The 21,078-nt window shown below is 64.3% G+C and carries 23 protein-coding genes; 14 read left to right on the top strand and 9 right to left on the bottom strand.

All coding sequences use genetic code 11. From position 1 onward, the window contains the following. The first annotated feature begins 57 nt into the window (after nucleotides 1–57). The 6 genes from ACTEK7_RS32690 to ACTEK7_RS32665 all read left to right on the top strand — a co-directional run bounded on the left by ACTEK7_RS32690 (nucleotide 58) and on the right by ACTEK7_RS32665 (nucleotide 5,643). Complete coding sequence (locus ACTEK7_RS32690) at nucleotides 58–1,044, top strand: ABC transporter ATP-binding protein (protein WP_225147512.1); 987 nt, start codon at nucleotides 58–60, stop codon at nucleotides 1,042–1,044. Between the two features lie 43 nt (nucleotides 1,045–1,087). Continuing rightward, nucleotides 1,088–2,377 (top strand): ABC transporter substrate-binding protein, encoded by a 1,290-nt coding sequence (locus ACTEK7_RS32685; protein WP_036029687.1) that lies wholly within the window; start codon nucleotides 1,088–1,090, stop codon nucleotides 2,375–2,377. Nucleotides 2,378–2,382: 5 nt separating this feature from the next. Continuing rightward, nucleotides 2,383–3,336: an ABC transporter permease gene (locus ACTEK7_RS32680; RefSeq protein WP_225147513.1), complete on the top strand. Its 954-nt coding sequence runs from the start codon at nucleotides 2,383–2,385 to the stop codon at nucleotides 3,334–3,336. A gap of 3 nt (nucleotides 3,337–3,339) precedes the next feature. After that, nucleotides 3,340–4,218, top strand: coding sequence for an ABC transporter permease (locus ACTEK7_RS32675; RefSeq protein WP_025037151.1), 879 nt, complete (start codon nucleotides 3,340–3,342; stop codon nucleotides 4,216–4,218). Between the two features lie 21 nt (nucleotides 4,219–4,239). Beyond that, entirely contained in the window at nucleotides 4,240–4,971 is a 732-nt protein-coding gene (locus tag ACTEK7_RS32670) for an aspartate/glutamate racemase family protein (protein WP_225147514.1), read from the top strand. Nucleotides 4,972–5,151: 180 nt separating this feature from the next. Next, nucleotides 5,152–5,643 (top strand): hypothetical protein, encoded by a 492-nt coding sequence (locus ACTEK7_RS32665; RefSeq protein ID WP_036015282.1) that lies wholly within the window; start codon nucleotides 5,152–5,154, stop codon nucleotides 5,641–5,643. Nucleotides 5,644–5,823: 180 nt separating this feature from the next. On the opposite strand, the gene ACTEK7_RS32660 is transcribed toward ACTEK7_RS32665, so the two are convergent. From ACTEK7_RS32660 to ACTEK7_RS32645, 4 genes are all read right to left on the bottom strand, one after another. Further along, nucleotides 5,824–6,198, bottom strand: coding sequence for a hypothetical protein (locus ACTEK7_RS32660; protein ID WP_225147515.1), 375 nt, complete (start codon nucleotides 6,196–6,198; stop codon nucleotides 5,824–5,826). Between the two features lie 141 nt (nucleotides 6,199–6,339). Then, on the bottom strand, nucleotides 6,340–8,034 hold the full coding sequence (locus ACTEK7_RS32655; protein WP_225147516.1) for a PAS-domain containing protein: 1,695 nt from the start codon (nucleotides 8,032–8,034) through the stop codon (nucleotides 6,340–6,342). 133 nt (nucleotides 8,035–8,167) lie between these two features. Further along, nucleotides 8,168–8,698, bottom strand: a complete 531-nt coding sequence (locus ACTEK7_RS32650) for a gamma carbonic anhydrase family protein (protein ID WP_225124829.1) — start codon at nucleotides 8,696–8,698, stop codon at nucleotides 8,168–8,170. An 85-nt stretch (nucleotides 8,699–8,783) separates the two neighbouring features. Next, nucleotides 8,784–9,113, bottom strand: a complete 330-nt coding sequence (locus tag ACTEK7_RS32645; RefSeq protein WP_109143294.1) for a DUF6949 family protein — start codon at nucleotides 9,111–9,113, stop codon at nucleotides 8,784–8,786. Between the two features lie 222 nt (nucleotides 9,114–9,335). Between ACTEK7_RS32645 and ACTEK7_RS32640 the strand changes: the two genes are divergently transcribed. Next, nucleotides 9,336–10,043, top strand: a complete 708-nt coding sequence (locus tag ACTEK7_RS32640; protein ID WP_225147517.1) for a hypothetical protein — start codon at nucleotides 9,336–9,338, stop codon at nucleotides 10,041–10,043. Between the two features lie 266 nt (nucleotides 10,044–10,309). Next, the gene (locus ACTEK7_RS32635; RefSeq protein ID WP_225147518.1) at nucleotides 10,310–12,136 is read left to right on the top strand and encodes a caspase family protein; all 1,827 of its coding nucleotides are present in this window, start codon (nucleotides 10,310–10,312) and stop codon (nucleotides 12,134–12,136) included. A 789-nt stretch (nucleotides 12,137–12,925) separates the two neighbouring features. Here ACTEK7_RS32635 and ACTEK7_RS32630 read toward each other — a convergent pair. Further along, entirely contained in the window at nucleotides 12,926–13,144 is a 219-nt protein-coding gene (locus ACTEK7_RS32630; RefSeq protein ID WP_007602550.1) for a DUF3126 family protein, read from the bottom strand. A gap of 121 nt (nucleotides 13,145–13,265) precedes the next feature. Then, nucleotides 13,266–14,090 (bottom strand): serine O-acetyltransferase, encoded by an 825-nt coding sequence (cysE, locus tag ACTEK7_RS32625; protein WP_036029708.1) that lies wholly within the window; start codon nucleotides 14,088–14,090, stop codon nucleotides 13,266–13,268. 274 nt (nucleotides 14,091–14,364) lie between these two features. On the opposite strand from cysE, the gene ACTEK7_RS32620 reads away from it, so the two are divergent. The 3 genes from ACTEK7_RS32620 (at nucleotide 14,365) to ACTEK7_RS32610 (ending at nucleotide 16,361) form a co-directional block, all read left to right on the top strand. Continuing rightward, the gene (locus tag ACTEK7_RS32620) at nucleotides 14,365–15,723 is read left to right on the top strand and encodes a hypothetical protein (protein WP_225147519.1); all 1,359 of its coding nucleotides are present in this window, start codon (nucleotides 14,365–14,367) and stop codon (nucleotides 15,721–15,723) included. A gap of 106 nt (nucleotides 15,724–15,829) precedes the next feature. Further along, entirely contained in the window at nucleotides 15,830–15,985 is a 156-nt protein-coding gene (locus ACTEK7_RS32615; RefSeq protein WP_156447197.1) for a hypothetical protein, read from the top strand. Between the two features lie 148 nt (nucleotides 15,986–16,133). After that, nucleotides 16,134–16,361, top strand: a complete 228-nt coding sequence (locus tag ACTEK7_RS32610) for a hypothetical protein (protein ID WP_146207712.1) — start codon at nucleotides 16,134–16,136, stop codon at nucleotides 16,359–16,361. Between the two features lie 55 nt (nucleotides 16,362–16,416). Here ACTEK7_RS32610 and ACTEK7_RS32605 read toward each other — a convergent pair whose 3' ends face one another. Continuing rightward, complete coding sequence (locus ACTEK7_RS32605) at nucleotides 16,417–16,755, bottom strand: hypothetical protein (protein WP_225142679.1); 339 nt, start codon at nucleotides 16,753–16,755, stop codon at nucleotides 16,417–16,419. Nucleotides 16,756–16,937: 182 nt separating this feature from the next. On the opposite strand from ACTEK7_RS32605, the gene ACTEK7_RS32600 reads away from it, so the two are divergent. Both ACTEK7_RS32600 and ACTEK7_RS32595 read left to right on the top strand, forming a co-directional pair. Beyond that, the gene (locus tag ACTEK7_RS32600) at nucleotides 16,938–17,873 is read left to right on the top strand and encodes a LysR family transcriptional regulator (RefSeq protein ID WP_225139951.1); all 936 of its coding nucleotides are present in this window, start codon (nucleotides 16,938–16,940) and stop codon (nucleotides 17,871–17,873) included. A gap of 126 nt (nucleotides 17,874–17,999) precedes the next feature. After that, a complete protein-coding gene (locus tag ACTEK7_RS32595; RefSeq protein WP_474810605.1) occupies nucleotides 18,000–18,494 on the top strand; it encodes a protein-tyrosine phosphatase family protein in 495 nt (164 codons plus the stop codon). A 16-nt stretch (nucleotides 18,495–18,510) separates the two neighbouring features. Here ACTEK7_RS32595 and ACTEK7_RS32590 read toward each other — a convergent pair whose 3' ends face one another. Together ACTEK7_RS32590 and ACTEK7_RS32585 are read right to left on the bottom strand one after the other, a co-directional pair. Further along, on the bottom strand, nucleotides 18,511–19,266 hold the full coding sequence (locus ACTEK7_RS32590) for an alpha/beta fold hydrolase (RefSeq protein WP_036015305.1): 756 nt from the start codon (nucleotides 19,264–19,266) through the stop codon (nucleotides 18,511–18,513). A gap of 117 nt (nucleotides 19,267–19,383) precedes the next feature. Continuing rightward, nucleotides 19,384–20,520 (bottom strand): hypothetical protein, encoded by a 1,137-nt coding sequence (locus ACTEK7_RS32585; RefSeq protein WP_225124824.1) that lies wholly within the window; start codon nucleotides 20,518–20,520, stop codon nucleotides 19,384–19,386. 308 nt (nucleotides 20,521–20,828) lie between these two features. Between ACTEK7_RS32585 and ACTEK7_RS32580 the strand changes: the two genes are divergently transcribed. Next, nucleotides 20,829–21,074 (top strand): zinc-finger domain-containing protein, encoded by a 246-nt coding sequence (locus ACTEK7_RS32580; RefSeq protein WP_008562814.1) that lies wholly within the window; start codon nucleotides 20,829–20,831, stop codon nucleotides 21,072–21,074. The last annotated feature ends 4 nt before the right edge of the window (nucleotides 21,075–21,078 follow it).

Here is a 21,078-nt window from a genome sequence, read left to right as displayed (position 1 = left end):
TGTTGGCACGGACCTTGCGGAGAGAGGCGGGACGCAACGCCCCTCCTCGGACACGCCATGGCCATTCCCGCCGCTCTCGAACTGGTCGCCGTCACCAAGCGCTACGACGCCACGCTGGCCGTTGACAACGTCAACCTGAAGATCCCGGCCGGCACCTATTGCTGCCTGCTCGGCCCCTCCGGCTGCGGCAAGACCTCGACGCTGCGCATGATCGCAGGTCACGAGGCGGTCAGCGAAGGCGACATCATCCTCGGCGCGCAGAACGTCACCGACCTCGAGCCCGCCAAGCGCGGCACCGCGATGATGTTCCAGTCCTACGCTCTGTTTCCGCACCTCTCCGTGCTCGACAACGTCGCCTTCGCCCTGAAGATGCGCGGCATCGACAAGCCGACGCGGCACAAGCGCGCCGGCGAATTGCTCGAGCTGGTCGCGATGAGCCAATATGCAGGCCGTCTTCCGGCGCAGCTCTCGGGCGGCCAGCAGCAGCGCGTAGCGCTCGCGCGCGCGCTGATCACCGAGCCGCAGATCCTCCTGCTCGACGAGCCGCTCTCGGCGCTCGATCCGTTCCTGCGCGTCAAGATGCGCGGCGAGCTGAAGCGGCTGCAGCGCGAGCTTGGCATCAGCTTCATCCAGGTTACCCACGGCCAGGAAGAGGCGATGGCCCTCGCCGACCACATCGTGGTGATGAACCACGGCAGGATCGAGCAGCAGGGCACGGCGCGCGACATCTTCCATCGTCCCCGCACCGAATTCGTGGCCCGATTCATCGGCGGCCACAACGTGCTCAGCGACGCCGGCAATCTCATCGCCGTTCGCGCCGATCAGCTCGGCATCGTGCCGTTCGTCGACGGCGCCTTCGGCGCGCCGGCGCTGCTGACCCAGACCGAGTACCAGGGCTCCTACATCGCCGTCTCGCTCACGCTCGACGACGGCACCGCCCTGTTCTCCCACGTTCCCGAGTCCACCTTCGACGTGCATCCGTTTCGCCCGGGCGATCGCGTGCTGGCGACCTGGGATCCCGCCAAGGCGCAACGCCTGCAATAGCACCCTTCACCACGGAAATGCGCAACACAGAGGAGTGAGCGAAATGACCGAGACGACCAGGAAGACCGGCGTCAGCCGCCGCACGCTATTGAAGGGCACCGCGGGTCTCGCCGGCCTCGCCGCCGGCTCCGGCGCGATCACCGGCTTTCCTTACGTGAAGTCGGCCGATGCGAAGGTGCTGCGCTATCTCGGCACGGCCGTGAACGAGGGCGACGACATCGCCAAGCAATGCCTGAAGGACACCGGTATCAAGATCGAATACATCACCGCAACCACGGACGACGTCACCAAGCGCGTGATGACCCAGCCGAATTCCTTCGACGTGCTGGATACCGAATATTTCTCGCTGAAGAAGCTGGTGCCGTCGGGCAACATCCTTGCGCTCGACGCCAAGAAGATCAAGGAGTTCGGCAACATCACGCCCGTCTTCACCAAGGGCGAGACGCCCGGCGGCAAGAAGATCGGCGGCCAGGGCACCGCGCCCTGGAAGGTGCTCTATCTCGAAGGCAAGGACTCCAAGAAGTTCGCGACGTCGGCGACGGAATTCGTCACGCTGATCCCGACCGTCTACAACGCCGACACGCTCGGCATCCGCCCCGACCTGATCAAGCGTCCGATCACCACCTGGGCCGAGCTGCTCAACCCCGAGTTCAAGGGCAAGGCCTCGATCCTCAACATTCCCTCGATCGGCATCATGGATGCCGCGATGGTCGTGGAAGCCTCCGGCAAGTACAAATATGCCGACAAGGGCAACATGACGAAGGAAGAGATCGATCTCACCATGAAGGTGATGACCGAGGCCAAGAAGGCCGGCCAGTTCCGCGCCTTCTGGAAGGACTTCAACGAGAGCGTCAACCTGATGGCCTCGGGCGAGACCGTGATTCAGTCGATGTGGTCGCCGGCGGTCACCAAGGTACGCTCGATGGGCATCCCCTGCACCTTCCAGCCGCTGAAGGAAGGCTACCGGTCCTGGGCTTCCGGCTTCTGCGTGTCGAAGGGCGTCTCGGGTGCCAAGCTCGAATGGGCCTATGAATTCGTGAACTGGTTCCTGTCGGGCTTTGCCGGCGCCTATCTCAACCGCCAGGGCTATTACTCCGCCGTGCTCTCCACTGCGAAGGCGCACATGGAGCCCTACGAATGGGCCTACTGGATGGAAGGCAAACCGGCCGAGAAGGACATCAAGGCGCCCGACGGCTCGCTGCTTGAAAAGGCCGGCGCGGTGCGTGACGGCGGCTCCTACGAGGATCGCATGGGCGGGGTCGCGTGCTGGAACGCCGTGATGGACGAGAACGACTACATGGTCCGCAAGTGGAACGAGTTCATCGCGGCGTAACGGACATGTCGGAAGAGGTTTTGCAACAGGCAGCCCCGGGCTTGATCCCGGGGTCGGGCACAGCGCGCGCCGCAAAGCCGACGCGCCTGTCGCCGTCCTTCATCTCCTGGCTTCAGGCCGGGCCGATGATGCTGGTGTTTCTCGCGTTCTTCCTCATTCCGCTCGCCTTCGTCGTCATCGTCTCGTTCTGGGACTACAACGAATACCAGCTGCTGCCGGCTTTCTCCGGCCGCGGCTACACCGACACGTTCGAAGGCTGCATCGCGCAGCTCCCTGAGCTCTGCACCATCGCCAAGACCTATCTGAAGACGCTGAAGCTCTGCTTCCTGGTCTGGGCCATCACCCTCTTCATCGGCTTCTGGGTCGCCTACTTCCTCGCCTTCCACGTCAAGTCCAAGACCTGGCAGATGGGCTTGTCGCTGCTCTGCACGATCCCGTTCTGGACCTCCAACGTGATCCGCATGATCGCCTGGATCCCGCTGCTCGGCCGCAACGGCCTCGTGAACACCGGCCTGATGAAGACGGGCCTGATCAACCATCCCGTGGAATGGCTGCTGTTCTCCGAATTCTCCGTGGTGCTGGCACTGGTGCACCTCTTCACCTTCTTCATGGTGGTGCCGATCTTCAACTCGATGGTGCGCATCGACAAGTCGCTGATCGAGGCCGCCTATGATGCCGGCGCCAGCGGTTTCCAGACCCTCGTCAACGTCATCATTCCGCTGGCCAAGCCCGGCATCGTGATCGGCTCGATCTTCGTCATCACCATCGTGATGGGCGACTTCATCACCATCGGCGTGATGGGCGGCCAGCAGATCGCCGCCGCCGGCAAGATCATCGAGACGCGGGTCAACGCGCTGCAATTCCCCGCCGCCGCGGCCAATGCCGTGATCCTCCTCGCAATCACCTTCCTGATCATCACCATGATGTCGCGCATCGTCGACATCAAGAAGGAGCTCTAGAGCATGAAGGAAGGACGCCCGCGCTCGTTCTACGTGCTCGCGATCTTCTTCGCGGCCTATGTGCTGTTTCTCTATGGGCCGATGATCGCGATCTACGTGCTGTCGTTCCAGGGGCCGCAGGGCGGCCTCACCTTCCCGATGAACGGCGTATCGACCTTCTGGATCGCAAAATTGTTCCAGGGCACCGGCATCGTCGATCTCGGTGCCGCCTTCCGCCGCTCGCTGCTGCTCGGCATCGTCGTGATGATCGTCACCGTCGTGCTGTCGGTCGCCGCCGGCATGGCGTTCCGGCGCAAGTTCAAGGCGCAGAGCATCCTGTTCTACTCGGCGATCGCCAGCCTCATCGTGCCCTCGATCATCACCTCGCTCGGCATCTCGCTCGAGTTCCGCATCATCGACGACCTGATCAAGGCGCATTGGAACGAGAATTTCGAGACCTCGATGGGCCTGCTGACGTCCGGGCTCGGCGCGCACCTGACCTGGACGCTGCCATTCGGGCTGCTCATCATGTTCGCGATCTTCAACCGCTTCGATCCGCGGCTGGAAGAGGCCGCGCGCGATCTCGGCGCGACACCGTGGCAGACCTTTCGTCATGTCGTGCTGCCGATCATCCTGCCCTCGGTGATCGGCATCGGCCTGTTCGGCTTCACGCTGTCCTGGGACGAGCTCGCACGCTCCAGCCAGGCGATCGGCGCCGTGAACACGTTGCCGCTGGATCTTCAAGGCCTCACCACCACCGTGACCAACCCCGACATCTACGCGCTCGGCACCGTGATCTCGGCGGTCTCGTTCACGGTCATCACGCTTGCGCTCGGCACCATTCACGTGCTCAACAAGCGGCAGGCGGCCAAGGGCTCGGACGCCGGCAAGGGACTCGTCTGAGATAAGGACTCGTCTGTTCCAATGCGGCTTCACGTCGTCAACCCCAACACAACGGCGTCGATGACGGCGAAGATCGCCGCTGCCGCGCGCAGCGTTGCCCTCGCCGACACCGTGATCGATGCGCGTCAGCCGGCGATGGGCCCGGTCTCGATCGAGGGGTTTTACGACGAAGCTTTCGCGGTGCCCGGCATGCTCGGCTGCATCCGCGAGGCCGATCGCGACGGCGCGGACGCACACATCATCGCCTGCTTCGACGACACCGGCCTGGATGCCGCGCGTGCCGCCGCCAAGGCGCCGGTGATCGGCATCGGCGAGGCCGGCTTCCACCTCGCGAGCCTGATCGCCGCTCGATTTGCCGTGGTGACCACGCTCGGCGTCTCCATCGTGCCGATCGAGCACAATCTGCGGAAGTACGGTCTGGCCGAACGCTGTGCCCGCGTCCGTGCCGCCGAGGTCCCCGTGCTGGCGCTGGAAGAGCGCAACATTGATGCGCTCGGCAAGATCTCAGCGGAGATCACCGCCGCCGTCCGTGACGACCGGGCAGAAGCGATCGTGCTCGGCTGCGCCGGCATGGCCGATCTCGCAGGCGAGCTCGCCGCCGCGCACGGCCTGCCCGTGATCGACGGCGTCGCGGCCGCGGTGACGCTGGCGGAATCACTGGTGCGACTTGGACTGAAGACCTCCCGGCTCGGGCCCTATGCGGCACCGCGCGCAAAGAGCTATTCCGGGCCGTTCTCGCAATTTCAGCCTTGATCCCTGCCCCCTGCGCGGCGCTCCCGGGCTGCAAGAGCCGCTGATCACTGGTTTTTTGCCGCTCAGCCTCTTTTTGGTCCCATTCCTTGCCGAAACGTAAGGCTTTCGGGACGCCCCGGTGACCCCTCTGGGTTGCCGGTCTTCGCCACTCACCAAGTTTCAATTTGGGTTTTGTCAGCGATGATCGATCTCGCCCAGGACAGGCCGTCCAACACCCTCCTTCGCCTTGGCGCCCAGCCGATCGCGCTGACTGCTGCAGCCCTCCTGCTGCTGATCGCGGGCGTGACGTCGATCGCAATCTGGCGGGCCTATACCGGTGCCGCCCCCGAGAGCGACCGGGTGGTGGCCTCGCGGCAGCTTCAGGCCCGCACCGCCCAGGCCTCCGAGCAGCTGGTCGAGAAGACCAAGGGGCTGGAGGCGACCCAGCAGGAATCGATCGACCAGCTCCAGGTGGTGCAGGACCAGCTTCAGACGATGAAGCGGCTGCTGGCGGCGCAACAGGCCGACACCAAGCGCCTGTCGGAGCAGGTTACGGCCTTGAACGAATCCATCGACGGCTTGCGGCAGTCCTTTGCCAGCGCACGGGCGACTGAGGTCGAGACTCCATCGGTTACCCGCAGGAAACCGGCGCGGCACCGCCACGCCAGCGCACGCAAGCGCTCGGGCGGCTGAGCCGGGCACGGTGCGGGAACTTTATTTTCGCCACTTGTGAACTGGATCACATTCGCCGGTATGATTCCGCGCGATGCTCGCCGTTACCGGATGGCGTGAGCCGATTTCAATATCCGGGGCTGGCAAGGTCGTTGACGGTATACTGCGTCAACGACCTTGTTTTTTAACAGCTATTTCGCCTCACTCGCAGACGTCGACTTGGCGGTAGCGCCATCCTGAGGGCGTCATGACGCGCTTGCGCACGACGTAGCAGCCGCCATAACCGTCGTTGTAGCCGACGCCATAATAGGTGGGGCCGCCGTAATAGGGGTAGCCGTAGCCGTAATAACCGCCGTAGTAGCCGGCGCCGGCGAGACCCACCCCGATCCCGATCCCTGGCCAGAAGCCGCCGCCATGCCAATGACGGTGCCCCCAGCCATGGAAGCCGCCACCATGGAAGCCACCGCCGTGAAAGCCTCCACCACGTCCGAAACCGCCGCCCGCCTCGGCCTTTTGTGGCGCCGACAGCCCGACCGCCGCCACGGCCAGCGCCGTCATCATCATCCTGCGTAACATCACTCGATCCTCCGCGTGGAGGTTGCTCCACGCTTCAAAGCAGGACCAAGCTACCGTCAGTCGGTCATTCGTGACAGCCACACTGTCTCACTTCCGCGCGAGCATCGGCAGCCCGCGGCAGATGCGAGCTGCCGCCGGCCGCTATGCCGCCGCTGCGGGCCGTTCGGTCCGATCCTCGACCATGGTCACGAACATGTGGGACTCCTCACCGGCGCCCCCCACCTGGATGCGGCGGGCGCAGATGACGCGGCGCCCGCGGACGGGATTGTCGATGGTATCGATGATCGGCTCGAGCTGCTGCCGCTGTGCGAGCAACTGCTGGTCGCGCCGCTCGATCAATTCGGCAGCCTCCACGGAGAACAATTCCCGCGCCGTCTTGCCGATGATCTCGCCGCGCGACATGCCGATCATCTTCTCGGCGGCCTTGTTGACGAAGACGTAGCGCAGATTGCGCGCGTCCTTGGCGATGATGCCCTCGGCCACGTTCTCGATGATAGTGGCGAGAAAGCGCTCCATCCGTTCGAGAATGCGTTCGCGGTGGCGCTGTTCCGTGACGTCCTCCTGCACCGACACCCAGCCGCCGCCGTCCATCGGGCGCTCGTAGATCTTGATGATGCGGCCGTCGTTCAGCGCGATCTCGTACGACGTCGGCTGGCGTTTGGCGATGCGGTCGAGCACCGCCGCGACGTATTTCGTGACGTCGCCGCTGAACAATCCGCTCTCGACCCTGTGCTGGAGGATCTCCTCGAGACTCGACCCGGTCTGGATCGTCTCAGGCAGATTGTAGATCCTGCGGTAATTGGCGTTCATCGCGACCACATTGGCCTTGCCGTCGAGCATGATCAGCCCCTGCGGCATGCTGTTGATCGCCGCCGAAAGCTGCCACTTCTTGGCCTGGTACTTGTCGTTGAACTTGTCGCGCTCGGTCATCGCCGCGTCGCGCGCCTGCGCGGTGCCGACCTCGAGCTCCTCGAGCTCGAAGATGCGCGCCACCGCGTCACGGAAATTCTGCACCGCGCGCGCAAGGCGCCCGATCTCGTCGTGACGGCGCAGATGCGGCACCTCGCTCTTGACGTCGCCCTGCGCGATCCGGTCGGTCGCCTGCGTGATATCGGCGAGCGCGCCGACCACCGAGTTCCGCATGACGACGACGTTCAACGCCGCGAGCATCAGCGCCACGAGCCCCAGCGCGAACAGATAGGCGGCTGCGTAGCGGTGGCTGTCGGCGAGTTCGTCCGCCTCGCGGGCGCGCTGTTCGTAGATGCGCTCGAGCGCTTCGAGATCGCTGTTGAGCTTGCTGCGCAGGGTGCGATTGGCGTCGTTGTCGCCCCACTCGCGGGCCGCGGCCGGGCTGATCTCGACGCCGCGGCGCACCAGCTCCTGGCGGAAGTCGATGAATTGCTGGATGCGCTGGCGGAAGGAAGAGAACAGCTCGGCGTCGTCGTCGCGCACCGTACGCTCCATGCTCTTCACGGCCTCGGCGAGCTCGCGGTTGCGCCGCACCAGCCCGTCCGCGAACTGCTTCATCGCGGCACGATCGGCGGACATGTAGATGCCGCGCGATTCCATCACGACGGCGTAGATCAGGGCGTTGATGCGCCCGACGCCGACCGCCGCGTCGGCGGAGGTGGCATGCAGGTGGCGATACGTCGTCTGCAGGCGCACCGACTGGACCGACATCACCAGCAGGAAAGTGGTGACGATCGCGAGAAAGGCGGCGATGCTGTAGACCTTCTCCGCAACGGTCAGCGTGTCGGCGCCGCGCACGAAACGGACCAATTTCTTCAAGAATTTGGTTCCGGCACCGAGGCCGGATTCCAGCGCCGCAGCTCCCATGGCGCCGCTCCTCCTGGTTGAAAACGCTGGATGATAAGCGTGATCGCGCTAGCAGAGGATTAAAGCACCAACCTGTATTCTTACGGCATCGAGCCGTGGCCCGGCTGGGGCGAAGCGCGGCCGGGCGGGCCGGTCAGCCGATCCGCTTCAAGCCCTGCTTGAAGCGCGGACCGTTGGCCACGTAGAACCGGGCCGCGCTCCCCATCTTCTGCACCTGGGCGTCGTCGAGGGTGCGGATCACGCGCGCGGGCGAGCCGATGATCAGCGAGCGCTCGGGGAACTCCTTGCCCTCGGTGATGACGGAGCCGGCACCGACGATGCTGTTGCGGCCGATCTTTGCCCCGTTCATCACGATCGAGCCCATGCCGATCAGCGCGCCCTCCTCGATGGTGCAGCCGTGCAGGATGACGTTGTGGCCGACCGTGCAATTCCTGCTGATGACAAGCGGAAAGCCGAGATCGGTGTGGCAGGTCGAGCCGTCCTGCACGTTGGCGCCCTCGCCGACCTCGATCCACTCATTGTCGCCGCGCAGCACTGCGCCGAACCAAACGCTCGCGCCCGGCTTCAAGCGCACCCGGCCGATCACGGTCGCGGTCTCGGCGATGAAATAATTGCCGTCGGCGGGAAGGTCGGGCGCCTGCCCGTCAAGCTCGTAGATGGCCATTGGCTGTCTCCTGTCGCATTGACGACTGGCATAGCCAAACGGCAGCCGCGACGCAAAGGGCCGGCCGCGCTCGAGGCACTTCGGATCAGACCAGAATGCCGGCAGCGCGCAGCGTCATCAGGAAGAAGGTGCCGCTCATCATGCTCCAAAAGGCGGCGATGACGGTTGCCATCATCACGAATTCCATGCGGCGGCTTTCCACCCGCACGCCGCGCAGCGTGTTGCGCATGATGATGAAGGGCGCGGCGAACACCAGGAAGGGAACCGCCGCGAAGGTTTTCGGGGCCACGCCGTCCTGCAGCAGGCCGAAGCCGGCTGGCCGCTGTGCCAGCGCCTGGTATCCGTTCACGAGCGCGCCCGCGAGCGCGAAACCGATGCCGATCGAGAAGAAGGTGTTGAGAGCTTCAGGTGTCATCGGAAGTGCTCCGCCCTTACACAACGCGCGTGCCTTCCTGTGACAAACAGGGCCCGTTAACGCTACATTATCCTTAAGGAAAGGTTAACGCGGCCGGCCGTCCCGTGCAGGGGCCGTCCCCGATCCAAGCGGCCGGGAACGCTGCGCGAAAGCGCCGTCGCATGGCATATTCGCGCTGATTCGTCGGCCATCGGCCGACCTCCGGTCGACCTCGCACAATTCATGGCATTGTTCTCGGCAGCTCCCCTCAGGTCCCCCCGCACGCGCACCCGTGCGCATGTCGTGCCGATCGTGCTCGGCGGCGCGGCGGCGGTCGCAGCTGTCGCGCTCGTCGCCTACCTGCTGTGGCCGACCTGGGGCAGCCGGGGCGCGAACGCGCCGGACAAGCTGCCGGTGAGCGTCGGCGGCACGTTGTTCAACCTGCCGGTGACCGCGATCCGGATGAAGATCCAGCGGCACTCGGGGCCGCAGGAGCGCATCGATCTCGACTTCCTCTATCCCTCGCTGGAGCCGCCCGGCGCGCCCAAGCACGTCACCTCCGACACGGCGGAAGCGGCGCTGCAGTCGATCGACCGCATCTTCCTGTCGATCGCCGCCCATCACGATGCGCTCTCGCCCGAGCAGCGCACGGCCACGATCTATCCGCGCTATCTCGACCCGGCCGCGGCAAGCCCAGCGGACGGCCTGACGATGCGCATGTTCCGCACCGACACGCCCTACGGCAGCGAGGACCTCTATTCGGCTGCGAGCCCCGCGCTCACCGCGCGCTGCACGCGCGATGCCGCCACCCCCGGCATGTGCCTCTCCGAGCGCCGCGTCGGCGGCGCCGACCTCACCTTCCGCTTTCCACGCAGCTGGCTGTCGCAGTGGCGCGAAGTGGCGGAGGCGATGGAGAGGCTGACCGCGCAGCTGCGCGGGCCGCGGGGCTAAGGGCGGTCGGCTTACTGTCGGCTGGAGCCTCCAAACCAAAAAATCGAAAACAACCCCATGCACAGTAGCCAAGCGTTGGCAGCATCGAGTCTTTTCGTTTTTTTCGAATAACGATTGACCCATCGGGCCAAAACAGGGCATGATGGCCGTGATGCGTGGCACGGGGTTGCCCGGATGGCGCATGGATGTGTGACTGATATCACTGAGCACAGATTGCGATTGGCCATGCTGCGAATAATCTGACGCTATTGCATTCGGGGGCTGGAATGCGGCTTCGGCTGTTTGTTTTGTTGATATTTGCGATCTGCGTGGGAGCCGGACCGGCGCTGGCCGAGAAGCGCGTCGCGCTGGTGATGGGCAACTCGGCCTACAAGAACGTGGCGCGGCTGGCGAACCCCGCGAACGATGCCACCCTGGTCGGCGGCATGTTCAGGAAGGCCGGGTTCGATACCGTCGACATCAAGCTCGACCTCAACGGTTCGGAGATGCGCCGGGCGCTGCGTGACTTCGGCGGCAAGGCGCGGGATGCTGGGGTCGCGGTGGTTTATTACGCCGGTCATGGCATTGAACTGGACGGCGTCAACTATCTGATCCCGACAGACGCGACGCTGGAGACCGACAGCGACGTGCTGGACGAAACGATCGCGCTGGACCGCGCGCTGTTCGCGGTCGAACCTGCAAAGCAGCTGCGCCTGATCATCCTCGATGCATGTCGCGACAACCCGTTTGCCAAGACGATGAAGCGTACCATCGCCTCGCGTGCCATCGGCCGCGGCCTCGCCAAGGTCGAGCCAACCAGCCCGAATACGATGATCGCGTTCGCGGCGAAAGCGGGCTCGACGGCGTCCGACGGCGACTCCAAGAATAGCCCGTTCGCGGCGGCTCTCGTCGAACGTCTGCCGACGCCCGGGCTCGATCTGCGCAAGGCGTTCGGCTTCGTGCGCGACGACGTGCTCAAGAATACCGGCTACAAGCAGGAGCCATTTGTGTACGGCTCGCTCGGCGGCGACGACGTGGCCCTGGTTCCGGCCAAGCCGGTCGCGACCGGACCGCAGGCGAACCCGGACAGCGACATCCGGCGCGACTACGAACTGGCGCTCCAGCTCGGCACGCGCGACGTTTGGACTGCATTCCTCAATCGTTATCCCAGCGGCTTCTATACCGATCTCGCCAAGGCTCAACTCAACCGGATTTCTGCCGAAGACGCCCGCGCTGCAGCGGCCGAGAAGGCGCGGGCGGCCGAGGAGGAGAAGGCAAAGCTTGCCGCCGAACGGGCCAAGAAGGCCGAGCAGGAGAAAGCCGCAGCAGCGGCCAAGGCTGCCGAAGATGCTCGGATCGCCGCGGAGAAGGCCAAACGGATCGAAGAGGCCAAGGCGGCGGCCGCCGAGCAGCGCAGGAAAGATGCAGAAGCAGCCGCCAAGGCACTGGCCGACAAGCAGGCTGCCGAGAAGGCGCTGGCCGAGAGAATCGCCAGCGAAAAGGCAGCGGCTGAGCTAGCCGCCAAAGAGAAGGCTCAGCGTGACGCTGAGCAGAAGGTCGCGGCCGTGGCCCCCACCCAATCGCCGCCGAGTCTGTCGCCGCAGGAGACAGCCAAGCTGGTGCAGTCAGAACTCCGCCGCGTCGGCTGTCTCGCGAGCAATGCGGACGGCGACTGGAATGCGACCTCGCAGCGTTCGCTCAGCCTCTTCAACAAATATGCCGGCACGAAGTTCGACGCCAAATTCGCGAGCTTCGAAGCGCTCGATGCCATCAAGGCCAAGCCGGGGCGCGTCTGCCCGCTCGTGTGCAATCACGGCTTCAAGGCGGACGGCGATACTTGCGTGAAGATCACCTGCCGCGCCGGCTATCGCATCAACGACGACAATGAATGCGAGAAGGCGCAGGACAAGAAGCCGGTCGCGACCCGCGAGGATGCCAACAAGCAAGACAATGAAAAGAAGAAGGTCGAAACCACACCCGCGAAGCCGCAGGCGACGGGTCAGATCTATTGCAACTCTGTCGGTTGTCGTCCAGTTCGTTCTGGCTGCCGGCTCGAAGATACGGGGAGGCGAGGCGGAATAACTGGTACTTCGCTCGTTGAAGTCTGCAACTAAGAAGCCGCCGGCCACAGGGGAGGTTGCTTGCAGCCAAACGGGTTGTCGGCAGGTGAGGCCCGGCTGTCGCGTGGAGGTGAGGTCAATTGGGAGGACCAGCCTCGTCGGTGCTGGAGCGCTGAAATCTGCAATTGAGCCCGTAAAGCTGATCAGGATGCCGCTCCAGCAATGCTACCGCCGAGGCGTGTGTTGCCGAAAGAACCCCAAGCAGAACTATGAAAGCTTGATCGTACCCGATCGGAATGATGCGGCAGCTCGTACGCCATGATGACCCGCATCTTGCCGAACATATCGAAGCAATGATCTTGGGACGTGCCACTCTAGAGGCGCGCGATCGCGCGTCCTACTCACAGATTGTTGCCAATGGCATCAGCACCACGAAGCCTTGCGCCGAATCGACTGCTTGGTACCCTCGCCTTTGACCGCGAAGCTAACGGCGTCATTGCGAGCGCAGCGAAGCAATCCAGAATCCCTGCGCGGAAGAATTCCTGGATTGCTTCGCTGCGCTCGCAATGACGATGGGGAGAGAGTGCGCCTCGAACCTCGACGCGTACCCCGGATACAGCGCAGCGTCTCCCTGCCGATGCGAAGCATCGTCCAGTGACGATGCTCTGCTGAGCTGGGGCCCATGTCGCAGAAATATTCCGTGTGGCTTCTGGGTCCCGGCTCTGCACTGCAACGCCATAGCGTGTCGAAGACGCGCGTGAACGCGCTTAAGGAGCGTTGCAGTGCGTTCGGGACACGGAGAACGCCGCGCTCGAGCGAAGACTCCGCTTCGCTCGCGACCAACTACTCCTGATCGACCAGGTCGTCCTCGAGTATCGCCATCTGGAATTGGAACGAGCGATCGTCGTCCTCGTCGTCGACGAAGAGCACGCCGATGAATTCCTCGCCGATATAGACTTCGGCGGAATCGTCCTTCTTCGGCCGCGGCACGACGCGGATCTTGGGATTGCCGAATACGCGCTTCAGATACGCATCTAACTTTCTGACTTCTTTGACGTCCACGGCAAGTCTCCGATCGAAAATGGTCGGCGGGTTTTAGGACGAGATGCGGCGAACCGCCAGCACGAATTTGGCGAGGAAAAGGGCCGGAAAAATCCGGCCCTTCGCAGCATCAAGGGCCCGCTCAGAGCCCCATCGCGTTGATCATCTGATCCATGGTGCGCGACGGCTCGGCGCAGCCGGCTTCGCCGACGATCTTGGCCGGAACGCCTGCGACCGTGACGTTGTGCGGCACCGGCTTGACCACGACCGAACCGGCGGCGATGCGCGCGCAATGGCCGATCTCGATGTTGCCGAGAATTTTTGCGCCGGCGCCGATCAGGACGCCGTGGCGGATCTTGGGGTGACGATCCTCGTTCTCCTTGCCGGTACCGCCGAGCGTGACGCCGTGCAGGATCGAGACATCGTCTTCGATCACAGCCGTCTCGCCGCAGACGAAGCCGGTGGCGTGGTCGAGGAAGATGCCGCGGCCGATGCGCGCGGCGGGATTGATGTCGGTCTGGAACACCGCCGAGGATCGGCTCTGAAGGTAATAGGCGAAATCCTTGCGGCCCTTCAGATAGAGCCAGTGCGCGAGGCGATGGGTCTGGATGGCATGAAAGCCCTTGAAGTAGAGCAAAGGATCGATGAAGCGCGACGTCGCGGGATCGCGGTCGTAGACGGCAACGAGGTCGGCGCGGAAGGCGTTGCCGAGATCAGGGTCGTCGCGCAGCGCGTCCATATAGGCCTGACGCACCAGGTCGCCCGACAGCGCGGAATGATCGAGCCGCTCGGCGACGCGGTGGACCACCGAATCCTCCAGCCGGCCGTGATGCAGCACCGACGAATAGATGAAGGTCGCAAGCTCCGGCTCGCGGCGGACGATGTCCTCCGCTTCGCTGCGGATCCGGTCCCAGATCGGATCGAGCGATGCGAGCTTTCCTCCCGGATTGACCTGATGCACTGCCATGGGATCTGCTCTTTCGAATTGGCTGATTTTGTTGGCTCTATAGCACAGTCTAGGCGACAAAGTCCTGACGGGCTTGCCTGAGAGTGAACAGTGCCTTGCCTCGGATAGCAAGCCAAAGCATTGATAAACAAGGCCTTCTTCTGACGCCCCGAGCGGCAAGGTCGGCTCAAGGTGGTCAGAGTTTCGCCAAATTCAAGCCGGGCGGCGTCAAACTATTGGTGAATTCGCCTCCAACCGTTATTGCGGGCATGATCCGAGCGGGGGCAGAGCCGATTTGACCATCACCACCGATCAACTGCGCGCGCGCGCCGCGGGCTCTTTTTGGCTGCGGCTGGCCGCAATGGCCCTGCCCCTCCTGATGATCGCGCCGGCGGTCTGGAACGGCTATCCGCTGTTGCAATGGGATACCGGCGGCTATCTCGCGCGCTGGTACGAGGGCTATCTCGTCCCCAGCCGCTCCACGGTGTTCGGCCTCTATTTGCACTATGGCGAGGGTTTCGGCTTCTGGATCAACCTCGCCGCCCAGTCGCTGGCGACGCTATGGCTGCTGCAGCTCACTCTTCGCGTGTTGAGTTTGATGCAGACCTTCCGCTTCGTCGCAATCAGCCTCTCCCTGATGCTGTCGACCGCGCTGCCCTGGCTTGCGAGCATGCTGCTCACCGACATCTTTGCCGGGCTCGCGGTGCTGTCGCTGTTCCTCCTGGTGGTCGGCGCAAACCGCACCTCGGCGATCGAGAAGATCTCGCTGTTTGTCTTCACCGCCTTTGCCGCGGCGACCCACAGCGCCACGCTCGGCGTGCTGCTCGGACTGTGCGCCGCGGGCTGGATGGCGCGGCCGTTTCTGGGCGCGCGCCTGCCGCTGGCCGGACTACTGCAGGCGAGCCTCACCATCGTCGCGGGCGGCTTGATGCTGGTGTCGGCGAATTATGCGCTGTCCGGCAAGCTGGCCTGGACGCCCGGCGGCTACGGCGTCGCCTTCGGCCGCATGATGCAGGACGGCATCGTCGCGCAATATCTCAACGACCGTTGCCCGCGCGAACGTTACAAGCTTTGTCCCTACCGCAACGAGCTGCCGGCGAGCGCCGACGAATTCCTGTGGGGCAAGAGCGTGTTCAACACGCTCGGCCGTTTCGCAGGCATGAATGAGGAGATGGGCACCGTCGTCGTGCAGTCGCTGAAGGATTATCCAGCCTGGCAGGCCGGCGCGGCGCTTCGCGCGATGGGACAGCAATTGCTGCACGTGGCGACCGGCGAAGGCACCAACGGCTGGATCCCGCACACCCGCGGCATCATCGAGCGCTACATCCCCGCACAGGCCGCGCCGATGCGCGCGGCGCGGCAGCAGAACTGGGGTGTCAATTTCGATGTCGTGAACTGGCTGCATGTCCCGGTCGCGCTGGCCTCGATGCTGGCGCTGCTCGCGCTGCTCGGCCATGCGCTGGCAAGGCGCCGGCTGGACGATCTGACGCTGCTGGCTGGGACGGTGACGCTGGCGCTGCTCGGCAACGCCTTCATCTGCGGCGTGATCTCAGGGCCCCACGACCGCTACGGCGCGCGCATGGTGTGGGTGGCGACGTTCGTGGTGCTGATGGCCGCGGCGCGGCGGCTGGGCGAGGACGGCAAAGCAGGATGAGATCGGGGTGAAGCCTCATCGCTCCCAATCTCCTGAGGGAGTGGACGATGTGTACACATTTGCACAGTTTAATGCGGCAGCCGTCTCGGTCAGGTAGGCTGTTCGCATGGACCGAGAATTCCGCCGCCTCGAACATGCCGCCCGCGAGCAAGCAGCACTGTCGGCTGACGGGCGCACCAAGGCTGCGCTGCTAGAGATCGCCGAAGAATACCGTTTGCGCGCCGACTACCTCGAAGCTCAAAAGCGCAGCCCTGCTGATTAAGTTGCAATATCGCTTGCTTGGCACTCTGACGGCATTGACTGCCAAGCCGTTGAGGAACAGTGTGTTCCATCACCGCCCGGTCCGTGGCTTCAATCGGTGACAGAGAGACTGGTTGTGCTCCCGCCCTACTCCAACAGGGAGCAGCGTCATGCCGATTCTACGGCTGATTGCGAATGTCGATCTCACCCGCGAACAGGAACATGTTCTTGAACTCGCCTTCAACCATGCCTTGCGCAAGCTCGACCTGGTGGATCGAAGCGATCCGATCTGTGATCTTCTCGCCAAGAGGATGATCGACATTCACATGCGCGGCGTGACTGACGCTGTCGCTCTGGCCGAAATCACCGTCCGGGAAATCAGAGCACCGAAACAATAGGGCCCGAGATCGGTGACGCCGTTGAGCGACGGCGCCTGGCACTGTCGCCACAGTTTCACATCGCCTTGGCGAGCGCGAACAGCCGGAAATCCTCAAGCGCCGCGTGCCGGTGGGGCGCCACTTCGCGCCTGTAAGTCTCGGTGTCGACGATCGAGCGGAAGGTGGCAAAGTCACCGTACTCATTGAGCGCCGCTTCGTCCCAGCGTTCGCTTGGCGAGCCGACGAGGCTCGCGAGGATCGGCCCGGAAAACATCGGCGCGATCGGCTTGCCGGCCGCAAGGCGCCGGAATGCCGGCCTGTAGCGCTCATGAAAGGCTTCACGGCCCGAGCAGGGCGCGGCGTCAAAGCCGTCCTCGTAACGCGCCTGCGCGCGGTAGCGCAGCAGATTGAGCATATAAACCGGCTGCCCGGATGGAATCGCCCGCTCGGCGGCGTCGAGGGCTTGCAGCGTAATTTCGATAGGGTTCATCGGACGTCCCGCGTTTCCAGCGCCGCAGAATGCGTGCTGATACTCCCCGATTAGCCGTTCTCGAATGGGTCTTGTAGTGACCGTCTGGCCATGGCTATGTGGACTTCATGTCCACAACGACTTTGCCTCCCGACCTTTCGCGCCTCCTCGCCTTCGTCCGCGTCGTCGAGGCAGGCTCCTTCGCCGAAGCCGCGCGGCGGGCGGGGACGACCACATCGGCGATGTCCAAGGCGGTCGCCCGGTTCGAACAGGCTCACGGATTGCGACTTTTGCATCGCTCCACCCATTCGTTGGCGCTGACCGCAGAGGGCGACCGGCTGATGTCGGCGGGACGCGCGTTGGCCGAAAGCCTCGCCCGTGTCCAATCCGCGCTCGGCGAAGTCGCGCGCGACGATGGCGGACGGGTGCGCGTGACCGCCCCCGCCTCGTTCGCGCGCGCCTGCATCCTGCCGCGACTGCCCGCGTTCCTGCGGGAACGGCCGGAAATCGAGATCGAGGTCAAATTCCGCAACGAGATTCTCGATCTCGCGGCGGAAGGCGTCGACATCGCGATCCGCACAGGGCCGCTCGATCGCGCGCCCGGTCATCAGGCACGGCGGCTTTGCACCTTCTCCTGGATCGCTTGCGCCTCGCCTGCCTATCTGAAAGCGCGCGGCGCGCCGGCCACTCCCTTTGAGCTTTCCGCGCACGAGCACGTCGGCTTCCGCAATCCCGCGAGCGGTCAGATCCTGACCTGGCGCTTCGCCGACCCGCGCGGCAAAGGACCCATTCGCATCACCCCCAAGCCCAAGCATATTTGCGACGACGCGCATGCTTCGCTCGCTTTGATCGTGAATGGGTTCGGTGTCGGCTGGGGGCCGGCGTGGCTGGTTGGCGAAGACCTTCGCGCCGGCCGGCTGGTCGAAGTGCTGGCGCCCTGGCGCGCGCCTGGGGAACCCCTTTGGATGCTGCGCACCTCGGGCCGCCGCCCGCCCCTGCGCACACAGCGCGTCATGTCGTTCCTCAACACGCTTCCCACCGCGTTCAGCGACAAGGTGGTGTGAAGCAGCAGTCGTCACCGACATTCGGTCGCCAGGAAAATGAGCTCCAGGCGGCGGCTGCCGGTGAGGTGTGGATTATGCGATCCCGTCTTGCATCAACCAAGGGTTTGAGATGTCCGATTACATTGGATCGAGATTCAAGCGGCTGGACGAATAGCGATTATGGCGCGTCCTCGCGCCGACGAGTGGTTGGAGATGGAAGTCATTGAGTGGAAGGACGCCCGAGTCGATCTGGTAGTGAGCCTTCTCGAGCGCGAGGAGGTTTCAGAGCTTGGGTTACAGCGTGAAGACGAGGTTTGTCGTTCTAACGGAATCGACTTCATCTCTTTTCCGATTCCGGATCGGAGATTGCCAGAATCGCGACCGGAGGCATCGCAGATCGCTCGCTTATTAGCCAGCGGCTTGCGAGATGGTCGTTCTATGGCGATCCATTGTCGCGCGGGGATCGGCCGATCTTCGGTAATTGCAGCTTGCGCACTGATCTGTTCCGGAATCCAAGCGAAGGAAGCTCTTGAGCTGATTGGAGCTTCGCGGGGCTTGATCGTGCCGGACACGGATGAGCAGCGCGATTGGGTGATGACCTTTGGCCAGGCGGAGCGCGGCGATGCGCCACGTACCCGATAGGCCATGCAATGTCGCCTCAGCCGCGGCGTGACAGGAAGTCGAGCACGCCGGTCTTGTAAACCTTGTCGCCGACTGCACGCATGTGGTCGCGATTGGGAATATCGAGCACTTCGGAACCCGGTATGATCGCGCCGAGCGCGCTGGCGCTTCCTGCGACATCGTCGGCGCTGCCGACCGCGATCAGCACCGGCACCTCGATGCGCGCGGCCTCTTGCCTCGTCATGAGATCGCGCGTGCCGCGCAGGCACGCGGCGAGTGCACGGCGGTCGGAGCGGGTCTGGTCGGCGAACGCGCGAAACGTGCGGCCGACGGGATCGGTGACGTCGTCCAGCGCGGGCGCCTCCAGCGCCTTGGCGACGTTCTCGCCGGGACCGCTGCCCTCGATCAGGCCGCCGATGCCGATGCCGCCGAGGATCGCCGAGCGCAGGCGCTGCGGCTCGTTGAGAGAGAGCCAGGCCGTCATCCGCCCGCCCATCGAATAGCCCATGATGTCGGCCTGCGGGATGGCGAGGTGATCCATCAGTGCGAGCACGTCGCCGGCCATTACGGGTATAGAATATTGCGCGGGTTCGTAGAGCTTTGCGCTCTCGCCATGGCCGCGATTGTCGAGCGCGATGACGCGGCGTCCGTTCTTGCGCAGCTCCGACACCCAGGTCGGATAGACCCAGTTCACGTTCTTGCTGGAGGCAAAGCCGTGCACCAGGATGATCGGATCGCCCTCGCCTTCGTCGAGATAGGCAATTTCAACGGCGCCGTTATGAAAGCTCGGCATCAGCAGTTCCGTGGGATCTTGTGGGGGACAGCTCGATCTTAGAGCACGATCCGGCAAAGTGTGCAGCGGTTTTCCGGCAACATCATGCTCAAACAATAGCCCGAAGCGGATCGCGCCTCAGGCCGTCGCGGCCGCGTTAGCCAAAGCAGCGTCGGCCGCCATCTGCGCGCGGCGCAGCCGCCGCGCCCGCCTGCGATCGCACCAGGCCTGGGTCAGGCGCTCGGTCGTCGCCTTGATGGAGGAGAGCAGGCCGAACAGCGTCACGACCGCGCCAAACAGCCACATCGCCAGATCGAACGCGCCGCCGACGAGCAGCAGCGCGCCGCGGCCGAGCAGCTTGATGATCGCGCGCGTCTTGCCGCCTTGCGCTTCCGCAAGCCGCACGGCGCGCGCGACGTCCTTGGGGCCCTCGGCGATGCGGAGCGTATCCATGGCCCCGCGCGTGCCGGTCTTTCCGGCGACGCGCGTGACGTCCTTGCCGAGCCGGACCAGCGCACCGGCCTTCTCGGCCCGGAACGCGGCCTTGATCGCGCTCACGGTCTGGCCTGGGCGCAGCACCGAGCCCGATGCCACCGCGTTCCGCAGCATCGGCGCGTCGACGACCTCGCGCGCGGACCGGCCGGCCCATGCGGCGAGCCCCTCGCCGAGCCGTCCGAGCTTGCGCGCATCCTTCACCAGCGTCAGTCCTGCGCGCACCGGCGCGGCACCGCCGACGGAGATGTAGGTTGCCGCCGTCACCGCAAGGCCGGCCGCCGCAAGGGAGAGCACGAGGCGGTCGGTGTCCTCGCCCATGGCGAGGTGCTTGCCTTCGCGCACCACGTCTCTGATGTCGCCGAACACGAAGAGATCGCCGGCCACGGTCCCGGACAAGCTGGCGACATCGTCCGCGTTGCCGGTGACGAGACCCGTGGCGAAGCGCTTGGCGAAATGCGCGGTGGAATTCTCCGCTTTCACGGCATCAGCGACGCGGCTCAAGAGGTCGTCGGGAAGCGCGATGTTGCGCTCGCGCGCCAGCGTGACGAAACTGTCGGCGAGATCGGCATCGCCGGCCGCGAGCGCGGCCTCGATATTGTCCTGAACCAGGCGGTCGTTGTGCCGGAGCAGTGCATCGAGCTTCAGCTCGGAGAGCGCGACCGGATCGTCCTGGGCAGCCAGGATCGCGCCGGCCTCGCGGGCATGCGGCGCCACCTGCGCGAGCACGAAGCCGCACACGGCCATTCCCGCCAACGCCGTACTGATTCGCAGCCACTTCATGTGGAAAAGCCCGGATGCCCTGAGATCGCTTGCGCGGAACACTACGTCTTTCGTCCCGGTTTCACGCAACCACAGAGATAGTATGCCAAAATTGCGACACAACGTCCCCGACGAAAGAAGGGCTTCTCTCAGGCCGCAAGATTGTGTCGAATTTGCATGAGCAAATGAGCATGGGGCGCTTGCGAAGCTTTTCGGTTGCGCTGGACTAGCAATCACCTGTACCCGCCAGTATGGTCCGCAGCGCCTCAAAGATGCCGCGTAAGTTCGTGATTGTATCTGCCGCCATTGCCACTCCAGGATGAACTTCGATGTCCGACCATGTCGTCCCGCACTTCCATAACGATGCCGGTGTCCCCGTCATCGAGATCGGCTCGCAAGAGTTCATGTGCGTGGGCGCCAATCCTCCGTTCGACCATCCGCACGTCTTCCTCGACCTCGGCAACGACAACGAGATCATCTGCCCCTATTGCTCGACGCTGTACCGCTTCGCGGCCGACCTGAAGCCCGGCGAAGCCCGCCCGCCGGAATGTGTGCTGAAGGACAAGGTGGCCTGACCGC

The sequence above is a fragment of the Bradyrhizobium sp. JHI2711 genome (assembly GCF_056156565.1).
The sequence above is the reverse complement of the archived record's forward strand: the minus strand, read 5'-3'. Positions and strand labels throughout refer to the sequence as shown.

What these genes read in the sequence shown, in the direction of transcription:
- ACTEK7_RS32690 (WP_225147512.1), top strand. Translation starts at nt 58, where the DNA reads ATGGCCATTCCCGCCGCTCTCGAACTGGTCGCCGTCACCAAGCGCTAC.
- ACTEK7_RS32685 (WP_036029687.1), top strand. Translation starts at nt 1,088, where the DNA reads ATGACCGAGACGACCAGGAAGACCGGCGTCAGCCGCCGCACGCTATTG.
- ACTEK7_RS32680 (WP_225147513.1), top strand. Translation starts at nt 2,383, where the DNA reads ATGTCGGAAGAGGTTTTGCAACAGGCAGCCCCGGGCTTGATCCCGGGG.
- ACTEK7_RS32675 (WP_025037151.1), top strand. Translation starts at nt 3,340, where the DNA reads ATGAAGGAAGGACGCCCGCGCTCGTTCTACGTGCTCGCGATCTTCTTC.
- ACTEK7_RS32670 (WP_225147514.1), top strand. Translation starts at nt 4,240, where the DNA reads ATGCGGCTTCACGTCGTCAACCCCAACACAACGGCGTCGATGACGGCG.
- ACTEK7_RS32665 (WP_036015282.1), top strand. Translation starts at nt 5,152, where the DNA reads ATGATCGATCTCGCCCAGGACAGGCCGTCCAACACCCTCCTTCGCCTT.
- ACTEK7_RS32660 (WP_225147515.1), bottom strand. Translation starts at nt 6,198, where the DNA reads ATGTTACGCAGGATGATGATGACGGCGCTGGCCGTGGCGGCGGTCGGG.
- ACTEK7_RS32655 (WP_225147516.1), bottom strand. Translation starts at nt 8,034, where the DNA reads ATGGGAGCTGCGGCGCTGGAATCCGGCCTCGGTGCCGGAACCAAATTC.
- ACTEK7_RS32650 (WP_225124829.1), bottom strand. Translation starts at nt 8,698, where the DNA reads ATGGCCATCTACGAGCTTGACGGGCAGGCGCCCGACCTTCCCGCCGAC.
- ACTEK7_RS32645 (WP_109143294.1), bottom strand. Translation starts at nt 9,113, where the DNA reads ATGACACCTGAAGCTCTCAACACCTTCTTCTCGATCGGCATCGGTTTC.
- ACTEK7_RS32640 (WP_225147517.1), top strand. Translation starts at nt 9,336, where the DNA reads ATGGCATTGTTCTCGGCAGCTCCCCTCAGGTCCCCCCGCACGCGCACC.
- ACTEK7_RS32635 (WP_225147518.1), top strand. Translation starts at nt 10,310, where the DNA reads ATGCGGCTTCGGCTGTTTGTTTTGTTGATATTTGCGATCTGCGTGGGA.
- cysE (WP_036029708.1), bottom strand. Translation starts at nt 14,090, where the DNA reads ATGGCAGTGCATCAGGTCAATCCGGGAGGAAAGCTCGCATCGCTCGAT.
- ACTEK7_RS32615 (WP_156447197.1), top strand. Translation starts at nt 15,830, where the DNA reads ATGGACCGAGAATTCCGCCGCCTCGAACATGCCGCCCGCGAGCAAGCA.
- ACTEK7_RS32610 (WP_146207712.1), top strand. Translation starts at nt 16,134, where the DNA reads ATGCCGATTCTACGGCTGATTGCGAATGTCGATCTCACCCGCGAACAG.
- ACTEK7_RS32605 (WP_225142679.1), bottom strand. Translation starts at nt 16,755, where the DNA reads ATGCTCAATCTGCTGCGCTACCGCGCGCAGGCGCGTTACGAGGACGGC.
- ACTEK7_RS32600 (WP_225139951.1), top strand. Translation starts at nt 16,938, where the DNA reads ATGTCCACAACGACTTTGCCTCCCGACCTTTCGCGCCTCCTCGCCTTC.
- ACTEK7_RS32590 (WP_036015305.1), bottom strand. Translation starts at nt 19,266, where the DNA reads ATGCCGAGCTTTCATAACGGCGCCGTTGAAATTGCCTATCTCGACGAA.
- ACTEK7_RS32585 (WP_225124824.1), bottom strand. Translation starts at nt 20,520, where the DNA reads ATGAAGTGGCTGCGAATCAGTACGGCGTTGGCGGGAATGGCCGTGTGC.
- ACTEK7_RS32580 (WP_008562814.1), top strand. Translation starts at nt 20,829, where the DNA reads ATGTCCGACCATGTCGTCCCGCACTTCCATAACGATGCCGGTGTCCCC.